Origin of the sequence: Isoptericola sp. NPDC060185, assembly GCF_042728595.1 — a bacterium.
GTDB lineage: Bacteria > Actinomycetota > Actinomycetes > Actinomycetales > Cellulomonadaceae > Isoptericola.
Map to the genome: position 1 here is coordinate 1 of NZ_JBHWYY010000101.1, position 13,330 is coordinate 13,330.

Here is a 13,330-nt window from a genome sequence, read left to right on the forward strand (position 1 = left end):
GCCCTTTCGCCGGCGAAAGGGGGCCAATCTCCCGCTCACAGCACGAGGGTGACGAACCTGACCGCGGGCGCGCAGCAACGGTTTGCGACAATGGGTGACGTGACTTCCACCCTCGATCCCGTCAGCACGCCGGCGCCCGGACCCGGCGTCCCCGCCGACGCCGCGCGCGTCCTGCCGCCGCTGCAGATCGGGCCGATCACCGTGGACACCCCCGTGGTGCTGGCCCCGATGGCCGGCGTCACCAACCGCGCTTTCCGCACCCTCTGCCGTGAGGCAGGCGCGTCGCAGGGCTTCGACCCGGGCCTGTACGTCGCGGAGATGGTGACCAGCCGTGCCCTCGTGGAGCGCAACGTCGAGTCGCTGCGCATCGTCACCTTCGGCGAGGAGGAGACCCCGCGCTCGGCGCAGGTCTACGGTGTCGACCCGGCCACCGTCGGAGCCGCCGTGAAGATCATCGCGTCCGAGGACCGGGCCGACCACGTCGACCTCAACTTCGGCTGCCCGGTGCCCAAGGTGACCCGCAAGGGCGGCGGCTCCGCGCTGCCGTGGAAGCGGCAGCTGTTCACCGACATCGTGCAGGCCGCGGTCCGCGCCGCCGAGCCGTACGGCGTGCCCGTCACGGTGAAGATGCGCAAGGGCATCGACGACGACCACCTCACCTACCTCGAGGCGGGCCGCATCGCCGAGTCGCTGGGGGTGGCGGCCGTCGCGCTGCACGCGCGCACCGCCGCGGAGTACTACTCGGGACAGGCCGACTGGACCGCCGTCGCGCGGCTCAAGGAGGCCGTCCGCACCGTCCCGGTGCTCGGCAACGGCGACATCTGGTCGGCGGAGGACGCCCTGCGCATGGTGCGCGAGACCGGCGCCGACGGCGTCGTCGTCGGGCGTGGCTGCCAGGGCCGGCCGTGGCTGTTCGCGGACCTGGCGGCGGCGTTCCACGGCGTCACGACGCGGGTGCGCCCCGGCCTGCGCGAGGTGGCCGACACGATCTACCGCCACGGCGAGCTGATGATCGAGTACTTCGACGGCGACGAGGGCAAGGGCATGCGCGACCTGCGCAAGCACATGGCCTGGTACCTCAAGGGCTACGCCGTTGGAGGCGACGCGCGCCACGCCCTCGCGATGGTCTCCACGACGGCTGAGCTGCGCGAGCGCCTCGACGCCCTCGACCTCGACCTGCCCTACCCCGGCGAGGACGCGGAGGGCCCGCGCGGCCGCGCGGGCTCCCCGAAGCAGCCGCACCTGCCGTACGGCTGGCTGGACTCCCGCGACCTCGACGCGGAGTTCGAAGCGAAGCTGCGCGAAGCCGAGCTGAGCGTCAGCGGCGGCTGACCCCTGGCCCGGAGCGTTGTGGGCGCTCGTCTGGCGCTATCGCCTCACGGGATAGAGCCGAACGAGCGCCCACAGCGCTGACCGGGGTGCGGGTCAGGCGCGCAGCCAGACGGTGGTGTCGGCGGGGACGCGCGTCTGCGGGTCGGCGGAGCGGTCGGTCATGACCGGGCCGGAGGCGAGCAGCACCTCGACCCCGCGGGGGAGCAGCACAGGCTCGGCGCCCAGGTTCGCCACCACGACGACGTCCTGGTTGCGGAGCGCGATGACGTCCGCGGACGTCTCCCAGCCCGCGAGCCAGGCGAGCCCGCCCAGGCCGAGGCCCTCGGCCTTGCGGAGCGTGAGCGCGGCGCGGTAGGTCTCGAACGTCGAGCCCTCGACGCCGTACTGCGCGTCCGCGGCGTAGCGCGCGAACGACGCGGGCTGTGGCAGCCACGGGTCGCCGGCGGGGCCGAAGCCGAAGCCGGGGGCGTCGGCGGACCAGGGCAGGGGCACGCGGCAGCCGTCACGACCGGCCTCCGTGCCGCCGGTGCGGAAGAACGCGGGGTCCTGGCGCACCTCGGCGGGCAGCGCGGTGTGCTCCGGCAGCCCGAGCTCCTCGCCCTGGTACAGGTACGCGGAGCCGGGCAGGCCGAGCATGAGGAGGCTGGCGGCGCGGGCGCGGCGCAGGCCGAGCTCCTCGTCGGGCTGCGGGTCGGTGGCGAACACGCCGTTGACCTTCACGGACGGGTCGGCCGAGCCGAGGCGCGACGGGTGCCGCACGACGTCGTGGTTGGACAGCACCCAGGTGGTGGGCGCGCCGACCTCGTCGTTCGCCTGGTACGACGCGGCGATGACGGTGCGCAGGGCGGCCGCGTCCCAGCCGGTCGTGAGGAACGAGAAGTTGAACGCCTGGTGCATCTCGTCGGGGCGCACGTAGCGGGCGAGGCGGCTCAGCGGCTCCACCCAGGCCTCGGCGACGAGGCAGCGGTCCCCGTCGTACTCGGCGAGCACCCGGTGCCAGGCGCGGTAGACGTCGTGCACGCCGTCCTGGTCGAACATCGGGCCGTGGTTGCCGGCGCCGGTGGAGCCGTCCTCGGGCGCGCCGGGCTCGACGTCGCCGGTGCCCTCGTCCGCGGCGTCCTCGGCGGAGCCGGCCACCATCTCGACGTGCCCGTCCCAGTCGGGCAGCCCGTCGGCCTTGATGAGGCCGTGCGCCACGTCGACGCGGAAGCCGTCGACGCCGCGGTCCAGCCAGAAGCGCAGCACGTCCTCGAACTCGGCGCGCACCTCGGGCTGCTGCCAGTCGAGGTCGGGCTGCGTGGAGTCGAACAGGTGCAGGTACCACTGCGGGCCGAGGTCCCCGTCGTCCTCGCGCGGGGCGAGGCGCGTCCAGGCAGGGCCACCGAAGATCGACTGCCAGTTGTTCGGCGCCCCGGCGCCGTCGGGGCCGCGGCCGTCGCGGAAGACGTACCGGGCGCGTTCGGGGGAGCCGGGGGCGGCCGCGAGGGCGGCCTGGAACCACGCGTGCTGGTCGGAGGTGTGGTTGGGCACCAGGTCGACGATGACGCGGATGCCGCGGGCGTGGGCGCCGGCGAGCAGGTCGTCGAAGTCGGCGAGGGTGCCGAACAGGGGGTCGACGTCGCGGTAGTCGGCGACGTCGTAGCCCGCGTCGTTCTGCGGGGAGCGGTAGAAGGGCGACAGCCAGACGGCGTCGACGCCGAGGGTCTCGAGGTGGTCGAGGCGGGCCGTGACGCCGGGGATGTCGCCGATCCCGTCGCCGTCGCCGTCCGCGAACGAGCGCGGGTAGACCTGGTAGATCACGGCGTCGCGCCACCACTGCCGGGCGTCGGCGCTCCCGGCGTGCACGACGGCGCCGCTGCGCAGCAGGTCGGCGGCGTCGGTCGCGGTCGCGGCGGGGGTGGTCTGGGTGGAGGTCATCGCTGGCTTCCTCACCTGGTCGGGGGCCGTCCTCACCGGGGTGGGGCACGGGCGGGCACGGTCGGGGCACGGCGAACCCGTGCGCGACCTGTCGAGTGTAAGCGTTGCAGCAAGAGTTGCAGCAACCGCCCGCCCCCAGGGGACCGTCAGGCGCGCGGCGCGGCCCCCGTGGAGCCGCGGACGACCAGCTCGGGCGCGAAGAGGAGCTCGGTGCGCGGCGCCCGTTCGCCCTGGATCTCGGTGAGCAGCGCGCTCACGGTGGCGCGCGCCATCGCCTCGACCGGCTGGCGCACGGTGGTCAGGGGTGGCTCGGTGAACGCGATGAGCGGCGCGTCGTCGTACCCGACGACCGACACGTCGTCGGGCACCGAGAGCCCGCGCGACCGTGCCGCGCGGACCGCGCCGAGGGCCATGAGGTCGGACGCGCAGACGATGGCGGTGTGCCCGGCGTCGATGAGCTCGGCCGCCGCGGCCTGCCCGCCCTCGAGCGTGTACAGGCTGGAGCGCACGTGCTCGCGGGCGGCCTCCTCGTCGTCGGCGAGGCCGTGCCGCACGAGGGCGGCGAGGAACGCGGCGAGCTTGCGGCGCGACGGGACGTACCGCTCCGGCCCGATCGCGAGGCCGACCCGGCGGTGCCCCAGGGTGACCAGGTGCTGCACGGCGACGTCCACGCTGGCCGCGTCGTCGGGGGAGACGAAGGGGGCGTCGATCCCCGGCGCATAGCCGTTGACCAGCACGATCGGCACGCCCTGGCTGCGCAGCATCGAGTAGCGGGTGTGGTCCGCGCGGGTGTCGGCGTGCAGCCCGGAGACGAAGACGATCCCGTCGACGGAGTGGTCCACGAGGGTGCTGACGTACTCGTCCTCGGTGGTGCCGCCCGGCGCCTGCGTGCACAGGAGTGGCGTGTACCCGCGCTGCGCCAGGATCGACTCGATGGCCTGCGCGAAGGCGGGGAAGACCGGGTTGGTGAGCTCGGGGACGATGAGGCCCACGAGTCCGGCGGAGCGGCCGCGCAGCGCCGACGGCCGTTCGTAGCCGAGGACGTCGAGCGCGGCGAGCACGGCCTGCCGGGTGGAGCTGGCCACGCCCGGCTTGCCGTTCAGGACGCGCGAGACCGTGGCCGTCGACACTCCAGCCTGGTCCGCCAGGTCGCTCAATCGGGTGCGCACCCGAGGAATCGTAAGGGACACGGGACCTCCTCGTCCTGGGGTGGGATACCGGCGTGGGCCGCCGGGACATCGGGCACGCGGCGTCCTGTTGCCACGCGTTGCTGAAAAGTTATCGCAAGATCTTGCATCGCGCTGCAACGGTCCGTACGTTGTGGGCATTCAGGGTCCGCCGGCGACGCCGCGCGGGCCGTCCACCGAAGACAGCTGGGAGTAACCACGATGCGAAGGAGCATCCTTCTCGCCTCGGCCCTGGCCACCACGCTGGCCCTCGCGGCCTGCGGCAGCGGAGAGCCGGCGGCCGAGTCGACCGGCGACGCCGGCGCGAGCGCCAAGCCGTCCGCCTCGGGCACCCTCACGGTGTGGGTCGACGAGACCCGCGAGGCCGCCGTGACGACCGCCGCCGAGGCGTACGAAAAGGAGTCGGGCGTCGACGTCGAGGTCGTCCAGAAGAACTTCGAGGACATCCGCGCCGACTTCCTGGCCCAGGTCCCGACCGGCGAGGGCCCCGACATCACCGTCGGCGCGCACGACTGGCTGGGCGAGTTCACCGCGAACGGCGTGGTCCAGCCCATCGAGCTCGGCGACAAGGCGGGCGACTTCATCCCGGTGTCGACGCAGGCGTTCACCCAGGACGGCCAGGTCTACGGCCTCCCGTACGCCATCGAGAACATCGCCCTGATCCGCAACACGAAGCTCGCCTCCGAGGCCCCCAAGACCTACGACGACATGATCGCCGCGGGGAAGAAGGCCGGCACCAAGTTCCCGTTCCTCATCCAGTCGGACGGCGACAAGGGTGACCCCTACACGTACTACCCGTTCCAGACGTCGTTCGGCGCCCCCGTCTTCGAGCAGAACGACGACGGCTCCTACCGTCCCGAGCTCGCCCTCGGCGGCAAGAACGGCGAGGCGTTCGCCACCTGGCTCTCCGAGGAGGGCGCGGCGGGCAACCTCAGCACGGACATCTCGTACGACATCGCCGTCGAGGCGTTCGCCAAGGGAAAGTCGCCGTTCGTCATCGGCGGCCCGTGGATGCTCGAGAAGTTCAAGGGCATGGACCTGTCCGTCGACCCGATCCCGGCCCCCGGCGACAAGCCGGCGCAGCCGTTCGTGGGCGTGCAGGGCTTCTACGTCAGCGCGCAGAGCAAGAACGCGCTCGTCGCCAACGACTTCCTCGTCAACTACATGTCGACGCCGGAGGCCCAGACCGCGCTGTTCAAGGCCGGCGGCCGCCCGCCGGCGCTGATCGAGGCGGCCGACGCCGCGTCGTCCGACCCGCTCGTCGCCGGCTTCCGTGAGGTCGGCGCCACCGCCGTGCCGATGCCGTCCATCCCCGAGATGGGCTCGGTCTGGTCCTTCTGGGGCGTCACCGAGGCGAGCATCATCTCGGGCAAGGCGTCCGACCCGGTCAAGGCATGGGACAAGATGGTCTCCGACATCCAGGGCGCGCTCGACTGATGTCGCGTTCCCGCTACAGGGGCGCCGAGGCCGGCTCCGGGAGCTTCTCCGGAGCCGGCTTCGCCGTCAAGATCGTGCTCATCGCCCTCGTGGACGCCCTGGGCGTCTTCGCCGTGCTGGCCGCCTGGCGCGCCGGGTCGTGGGGGATCCTCGCCGCGATGGTGGCGCTGCTCGCCGCGGCCAACTGGGTGTACTTCACGAAGCGGTCGCTGCCGCTGAAGTACATCCTGCCGGGGCTCGCGTTCCTGCTCGTCTACCAGGTGTACGTCGTGGGGTACACGGGGTACGTCGCCTTCACGAACTACGGCGACGGCCACAACTCCACCAAGGAGCAGGCGATCGACGCGCTGCTCGTGCAGAACGAGCGCCGCGTCGAGGGCTCGCCCGCCCTGCCGCTGACGGTCGTGGAGTCGGGCGACGGCGACCTCGGCTTCGCCGTCCTGGAGGACGGCGCGGTGGAGGTCGGTACGGCCGAGAAGCCGCTGACCGACGCGCCCGACGCGACCGTCGACGGCACCACGGTCACGCAGGTGCCCGGCTGGACGGTGCTCGACCGCGGGACGGTGCTGGCGCGTCAGCAGGAGGTCACCACACTGCGGGTGCCCGTCTCGGACGACCCGGCCGACGGCTCGGTGCGCACCCAGGACGCCCGCACGGGCTACGTCTTCCAGTCGGTGCTGGAGTACGACGCGGCCGCCGACACGATGACGGACACGTCGACCGGCGTGGTGTACACGCCGAACGACGAGGGCCAGTTCGAGGCGGCGGACGGCTCCACCCTCGCGGTGGGCTGGCGTGTGACGGTGGGCTTCGAGAACTTCGCGACGGCGTTCGGCGACTCCCGGTACGCGGGCCCGTTCGTCAAGATCCTCGCGTGGACGTTCGCGTTCGCGCTGCTGTCGGTGGTCACGACCTTCGCGCTGGGCATGTTCCTCGCGATGGTGTTCAACGACCCGCGGCTGCGGGGCCGCAAGGTCTACCGCACGCTGATGATCCTCCCGTACGCGATGCCGGGCTTCCTCGCGGCCCTGCTCTGGTCCGGCATGCTCAACAAGAGCTTCGGCGTGATCAACCAGGTGCTGCTGGGCGGGGCGGCGATCCCGTGGCTGACGGACCCCTGGCTGGCCAAGCTCTCCGTGCTGGGTGTCAACCTCTGGCTCGGGTTCCCGTACATGTTCCTCATCTGCACGGGCGCGCTGCAGTCCCTGCCGGGCGACGTGTACGAGGCGGCTCGCATCGACGGGGCCGGCCGCTGGCGCACGTGGCGCTCCATCACCATGCCGCTCCTGCTGGTGGCCACGGCGCCGCTGCTCATCTCGAGCTTCGCCTTCAACTTCAACAACTTCACGCTGATCAAGATGCTGACGGGCGGCGGGCCGCGGTTCGACGACGCGTCCGTGCCGCTGGGCCACACGGACATCCTCATCTCGATGGTCTACAACGTGTCCGGGCTGGACGGCTCCGCGCCGCGCGACTACGGCCTGGCCAGCGCGCTGTCCATCGTGATCTTCGTGGTGGTGGGCGTGATCTCCGCGATCGCCTTCCGGCAGACCCGAAAGCTTGAGGAGCTGAGCTCATGACGGCGCAGACCGCGCAGACACGGCAGACCGCACAGTCCCCGCAGGAGCTGCGGCACCGCATGTCGCCGGGCCGCTGGGCCCGCGAGCTGGGGTGGCGGCACGTCGTCGGGGTGCTGGCGGTGCTGTACGCCGTGTTCCCGATCGTGTACGTCGTGTCGGCGTCGCTGTCGCCGAACGGCACCCTCACGGGGTCGAACGAGCTGTTCGCCCAAGTGAGCACCGTGAACTACGCCGCCCTCGGCAGCACGAAGTTCTGGACGTGGATGGGCAACACGCTCGTCATCGGCGTCGCGACGTCGGTGGGCACCGTGCTCATGGGCGCCGCGGCCGCGTACGCGTTCTCGCGCTTCCGGTTCGCCGGGCGGCGCGTGGGGCTCACGTCGCTGCTGATCATCCAGATGTTCCCGCAGATGCTCGCGTTCGTCGCGATCTTCCTGCTGCTCATCTCGCTGGGGCAGGTCGTGCCGGTGCTGGGCCTCAACTCGAAGCTCGCGCTCATCTGCGTGTACCTGGGCGGGGCGCTGGGCGTGAACACGTTCCTCATGTACGGGTTCTTCAACACCGTGCCCCGGGAGCTCGACGAGGCGGCGAAGATCGACGGCGCCACCCACGCCCAGGTGTACTGGACGATCATCCTGCGGCTGGTGACGCCGATCCTGGCCGTCGTGGCGCTGCTGAGCTTCATCAGCACGTTCGGCGAGTTCATCATCGCCCGCGTGGTGCTGCAGTCGGAGTCCAACTGGACCCTGGCCGTGGGCCTGTACGGCTGGGTGTCGTCCCTCCTCGAGGCCAACTGGGGCCTCTTCGCGGCCGGCGCCGTGCTGTCGGCGATCCCCGTGCTCGCGCTGTTCCTCTTCCTGCAGAAGTACATCGTGGGTGGGCTCACCGCCGGCTCCGTCAAGGGCTGACCGGCGGCCGCCGCAAGGTTCCGCGGGATCCACCCGCGATCCTTGTGGCGGCTGTCACACCGCGGTCCTAGCCTGGGCGACATGACCGACGACTCGCGCTCCTACTCCCCGGACCTCGCGCGTCTCACCGACGCCGCCGACGACTCGTTCTCCGTGCGCCGCGCGTACGGCGAGCCCTACGAGCACCAGGGCCAGCTGATCATCCCCGTCGCCAAGGTGTGGGGCGGGATCGGCACGGGCGCGGGCGGCGGGGGCGGCGCCGGGTCCGCGGCCGGGACGGGCGCCGGCTCCGGCAACGGGACCGGCAGCGGCTCCGGCCGGGGCACCGGCAAGAGCTCGGGGGAGGGCAGCGCGCCGGGCTGGCGCCGGTCGTTCAGCTTCGGGTCGGGTTCCTCCGACGCCGCGGCCGACTCGGGCGAGGCCGAGGGGGCGGACGCCGCGGCCACGCCCCCGGGCCAGGGCGGCTCCGCCCACGGAGACGCCTCGGGGGAGGCGCAGGGCGACGCGTCGGGCGAGCTGAAGGGCGAGCTCAACGGTGAGGCCCGCGGCGAGGGACACGGCGAGGGCGGTGGCGGTGGCGGTGGCTACGGGCTGCGCGTCAAGCCGCTGGGCGTCGTCGTGGTCTCCGCCGAGGGCACGCGCTTCCAGCCGGTGCTGGACCTCAACAAGGTGATCCTCGGCGGGCAGGTCGTCGGGATCGCGATCGCGCTCGCCGCCGGGTGGGCGATCGGGCGCCGCCGCCACTGAGCCGTCCTCGCGTCGGCCGGGCGGCCCGCCCGCCGACCGACGAGAGGACGACATGACCACGCAGGCCTTGACGGGGGTCGCCACGCCGGCCCGCACGCTGCTCGACCAGCCGCACCACGACGGGTCGGCGCTCTTCGCCCCCGAGGCCACGCCCGCCCTGGGCGACGCGGTGACGGTGCGCGTGCGGGTGCCGAAGAGCGCGGGGGTGCGCGACGTGCGCCTGCGGACGGTGCGCGACGGCGAGCCGCGGCTGCTGCCCGCCCGCCGCGACGGCGGGGACGAGTACGAGGACTGGTACGCGGCCGACCTGGTCGTGCACCACCCGGTGACGTCGTACCGGTTCTTCCTGGACGTGCCGGGCGGCTACCGCTGGCTGGACGGCCGCGGCGTGCACGACCGCGAGGTGCCGGACGCCGCGAGCTTCCGCCTCACCACGCACGCGCCGGGGCCGGGCTGGCTGCGCGACGGCCTGGCGTACCAGGTGTTCCCCGACCGCTTCGCCCGCTCGGCCGCGGCTGACGCGCGCGAGGCGCCGGAGTGGGCGGTGCCCGCCGGCTGGGACGACGAGCCCGCCGGGTCGGGCCCGCTGGCCGGTACGCAGCTGTTCGGCGGCGACCTCGACGGCGTCGTCGAGCACCTCGACCACCTCGAGGCGCTCGGCGTGCGCACGCTGTACCTCACGCCCGTCTTCCCGGGCCGGTCGAACCACCGTTACGACGCGTCGACTTTCGACCACGTCGATCCGCTGCTCGGCGGCGACGCGGCGTACGCGCGCCTGGCCCGCGCCGTGCACGCGCGCGGGATGCGCCTCATGGGCGACGTGACGACCAACCACACGGGCGCCGGGCACGAGTGGTTCCTCGCCGCCCGCGCGGACGCCGGGTCCCCCGAGCGCGAGCTGTACCACTGGGAGGACGGCGGCCCCGACGTCGTGCCCGGGGCCGAGGCCGACGGCGACGGGTACGTCGGCTGGCTGGGGCACGGGTCGCTGCCGAAGCTGGACTGGGCCGCCGAGGAGACGTGGCGACGGATGGTCACGGGCGACGACGCGGTGGTGGCCCGGTACCTCCGCGAGCCGTTCGCCCTCGACGGGTGGCGCGTGGACGTCGCGAACATGACCGGCCGCCGCGGCAGCGCGGACCGCGCCCACGCCGTCGCCCGGGCCCTGCGCGCCCGCATCCTGGCCGAACGGCCCGACGGGGCGCTGGTCGCCGAGCACTTCCACGACGCGTCCGGGGACCTGGCCGGCGACGGCTGGCACGCGAACATGAACTACGCCGGCTTCACGCGCCCCGCCTGGTCGTGGCTGGTGCCGGACGGCTCGGACGTGCCGTTCCTCGACCTGCCGGTCCCGGTGCCGCGCCGTCCGGCCGCGGCGATGGTCGAGACGATGCGCGAGGTCGCGGCGCTGGTGCCGTGGCAGGTGACGGCGACGCAGTGGAACATGCTGGGCTCGCACGACACGCCGCGGCTGCGCTCCGTCGTCGGGTCGCGGGAGCTGGTGGAGGTCGCCGCGACGCTGCTGTTCACGTACCTGGGCGCACCCGTCGTCTTCGCGGGCGACGAGGTGGGCGCCACCGGCACCCACGGCGAGCACGCCCGCACGACGATGGCGTGGGACCAGTCCGCCGCCGGCGGCCCGCGCTGGGACGTGGCGACCCTGGAGGTGTACCGGCGGCTGTCGGCGCTGCGCTCGTCGTCGGGTGCCCTGCGCGACGGCGGCCTGCGGTGGGCGGCCGTGCACGACGACGCCGTCGCCTACCTGCGCGAGACGCCGGACGAGCGGGTGCTCGTCGTGCTGGCCCGCGCGCCGTGGCCGGGGGTGCGGCTGCCGGGCCACCTGCTCGCGTCCGGCGCCTCACCCGAGGTGCTGTACGGCGACCTCGCCCTCCGGGCGACCGCCGGCGGCCTCGAGGTCGCCGGCGACGGGCCGGGCGTCGCCGTCGTCCGCCTGGCCTGATCGAGCGGATCGAAGCCGAGCAGGCGGTTGCGCACGTTCTGAGCGCTCAGAGCGTGCGCAACCGCCTGTTCGGCCCCTGCGGACGTGGCGGGCGTGGCAGCATCGACCTGTGCCACGCGACCTCGAACGTCTCGCCGTCATCTCGGACGTCCACGGCAACCTCGGTGCGCTCAACGCGGTGCTCGCCGACGTCGCCGCGCGAGGGATCACGCGGGTGATCAACCTCGGCGACGACGCGGGCAAGGGGCCGCGGGGGAGCGCCGCGATCGACCGGCTGCGGGAGGTGTGCGAGGTGCACGTCCGCGGCAACTGGGACGACTTCCTCCCCGGGATCCCGGACGACGGCGACGCCGGCCTGGTCTGGTGGCGCGACGAGCTGCGGCCCGACCAGCGCGCCTGGCTCGCCGCCAAGCCGCTGAGCCACGACCTGCTGCTGTCGGGGCGGCGGGTGCGGCTGTTCCACGCGTCGGCGACGAGCGTGCACACGCGCGTGCGCCGCGACCACTCGCGCGAGGAGTTCCACGGGATGTTCGCGTCGACCGAGCTCACCGGCCCGGGGCCGGAGCCCACGACGGTGGGGTACGGCGACATCCACCAGGCGTTCGTCGACGTCCACCAGGGCCGGACGCTGTTCAACACGGGGTCCGTCGGCAACCCGATCGACGAGGCGACGCCCGTCTACGCGATCCTCGAGGGGGTCCCCGACACCGACGAGCCCGGCCTCTTCGGGATCCAGCACGTGCGTGTCCCCTACGACGTCGAGGCGGAGCTCGCCGTCGCCCGCGCGGTGGGGATGCCGGAGTACGACCCGTGGGCGCAGGAGCTGCGCACGGGCGTCTATCGGGGCCTCGCCCCGGCCCCCGCCGAGACGGTCGAGGTCGACGACGGGGGCGTCGGCGGCGCTCGCTAGGCTTCGTCTCGTGCAGACGTTCGAGCAGGGCGCGTTCGACGCCGAGGTGATGGGCCGGTCGGTGCGCCCGGACACGGGCGAGGAATGGCTCGGGTCGTACACGGACGCGGACACCGAGCGGTGGTACCCGGAGCCGCCCAAGTCCAAGCACCGCACGGCCTTCGAGCGCGACCGCGCCCGGGTGGTGCACTCCTCGGGGCTGCGCCGGCTCGGCGCGAAGACGCAGGTGCTGGGCCCGGGCAGCGACGACTTCGTGCGCACCCGGCTCACGCACTCCCTCGAGGTGGCGCAGGTGGGCCGGGAGATGGGGCGCGCGCTCGGCTGCGACCCCGACCTGGTGGACACCGCGTGCCTGACGCACGACCTCGGCCATCCGCCCTTCGGGCACAACGGGGAGCGGGCGCTCGCGGAGATCGCGCAGGGGATCGGCGGCTTCGAGGGGAACGCGCAGACGCTGCGGCTGCTGACGCGCCTCGAGCCCAAGGTCTTCGCGGGGGACGGCTCGCCCCGCGGCCTGAACCTCACGCGCGCCAGCCTGGACGCGAGCGTGAAGTACCCGTGGGGGCTCGGGGCCGGCCCGGCGCGGCCCGACGGCGGCGCGACCGGCAAGTTCGGCGTCTACCCCGACGACCGCCCCGTCTTCGAGTGGCTGCGCCGCGGCGCTCCCGGCGGGCGGGTGCGGTGCATGGAGGCGCAGGTCATGGACCTCGCCGACGACATCAGCTACTCGGTGCACGACGTCGAGGACGCCGTCCAGGGCGGGCGGCTCGACCTGCGGATGCTCGACGACGCCGACGAGCGGGCGCGGGTCGCCGCGCACGTGCGGGCCTGGTACGGCGCCTGGCACGAGCCGGACGCCATCGACGCGGCGCTGTGCCGCCTGCGCGACACCGGGTACCTGGTGACGGACTTCGACGGCTCGCGTCGCGCGCTCGCCCGGCTGAAGGACGCCACGAGCCAGCTCATCGGTCGCTTCAGCGGGTCGGCCCAGGACGCGACCCGCGAGGTGTTCGGCGACGGGCCGCTGACGCGGTACGTCGCGCGGTTGGTGGTGCCGGCCGAGACGGCGGACGAGATCCTCGCGCTCAAGGGTGTCGCCGTCGCGTACGTGATGGCGCCGCGCGAGGCCGAGCCCGTGTACGGCGCGCAGCGCGAGATGATCGCGGACCTCGTCGACGTCCTGACCGACCGCGGCCCGGACGCCCTGGAGGCGCCGTTCGTCGCGGACTGGCACGCGGCGGCCGACGGCGGCCCCCGGGGGGGGGGGGGGGGGGGCCACGGGGGGGGGCGGACCGCCCGGGGGGGCCCGGGGGGTAAAAAAAAAAAGACGAGGCCGCCAAAGTGCCAGTGTT

10 protein-coding genes are annotated in these 13,330 nt (G+C 73.5%); 8 read left to right on the forward strand and 2 right to left on the reverse strand.

All coding sequences use genetic code 11. The features are described from left to right. Nucleotides 1-90 precede the first annotated feature (90 nt). Complete coding sequence (gene dusB, locus ACFWDO_RS19860) at nucleotides 91-1,332, forward strand: tRNA dihydrouridine synthase DusB (RefSeq protein ID WP_380324569.1); 1,242 nt, start codon at nucleotides 91-93, stop codon at nucleotides 1,330-1,332. A gap of 93 nt (nucleotides 1,333-1,425) precedes the next feature. Here the strand turns inward: dusB and ACFWDO_RS19865 are convergent, their stop codons facing one another. Both ACFWDO_RS19865 and ACFWDO_RS19870 read right to left on the reverse strand, forming a co-directional pair. Beyond that, nucleotides 1,426-3,249, reverse strand: coding sequence for a glycoside hydrolase family 13 protein (locus tag ACFWDO_RS19865; protein WP_380324572.1), 1,824 nt, complete (start codon nucleotides 3,247-3,249; stop codon nucleotides 1,426-1,428). Between the two features lie 146 nt (nucleotides 3,250-3,395). Continuing rightward, entirely contained in the window at nucleotides 3,396-4,418 is a 1,023-nt protein-coding gene (locus tag ACFWDO_RS19870; protein WP_380324575.1) for a LacI family DNA-binding transcriptional regulator, read from the reverse strand. 219 nt (nucleotides 4,419-4,637) lie between these two features. Here ACFWDO_RS19870 and ACFWDO_RS19875 point away from each other — a divergent pair, with 219 nt between their 5' ends. The 7 genes from ACFWDO_RS19875 to ACFWDO_RS19905 form a co-directional block, all read left to right on the forward strand. Then, on the forward strand, nucleotides 4,638-5,873 hold the full coding sequence (locus tag ACFWDO_RS19875; RefSeq protein WP_380324578.1) for an extracellular solute-binding protein: 1,236 nt from the start codon (nucleotides 4,638-4,640) through the stop codon (nucleotides 5,871-5,873). Continuing rightward, nucleotides 5,873-7,453, forward strand: a complete 1,581-nt coding sequence (locus ACFWDO_RS19880) for an ABC transporter permease subunit (protein WP_380324581.1) — start codon at nucleotides 5,873-5,875, stop codon at nucleotides 7,451-7,453. Before ACFWDO_RS19875 ends, ACFWDO_RS19880 begins: the two co-directional genes overlap by 1 nt. Next, on the forward strand, nucleotides 7,450-8,361 hold the full coding sequence (locus tag ACFWDO_RS19885) for a sugar ABC transporter permease (protein WP_380324584.1): 912 nt from the start codon (nucleotides 7,450-7,452) through the stop codon (nucleotides 8,359-8,361). The genes ACFWDO_RS19880 and ACFWDO_RS19885 overlap by 4 nt, the downstream gene beginning before the upstream one ends. Before the next feature lie 81 nt (nucleotides 8,362-8,442). Continuing rightward, nucleotides 8,443-9,108, forward strand: a complete 666-nt coding sequence (locus ACFWDO_RS19890) for a hypothetical protein (protein WP_380324587.1) — start codon at nucleotides 8,443-8,445, stop codon at nucleotides 9,106-9,108. Between the two features lie 52 nt (nucleotides 9,109-9,160). After that, the gene (locus tag ACFWDO_RS19895; protein WP_380324589.1) at nucleotides 9,161-11,068 is read left to right on the forward strand and encodes a glycoside hydrolase family 13 protein; all 1,908 of its coding nucleotides are present in this window, start codon (nucleotides 9,161-9,163) and stop codon (nucleotides 11,066-11,068) included. Between the two features lie 109 nt (nucleotides 11,069-11,177). Next, nucleotides 11,178-11,978 (forward strand): metallophosphoesterase family protein, encoded by an 801-nt coding sequence (locus tag ACFWDO_RS19900; protein ID WP_380326419.1) that lies wholly within the window; start codon nucleotides 11,178-11,180, stop codon nucleotides 11,976-11,978. Nucleotides 11,979-12,027: 49 nt separating this feature from the next. After that, nucleotides 12,028-13,330 (forward strand): deoxyguanosinetriphosphate triphosphohydrolase (locus ACFWDO_RS19905; protein WP_380347127.1); only part of this gene is annotated, 1,303 nt, incomplete at its 3' end.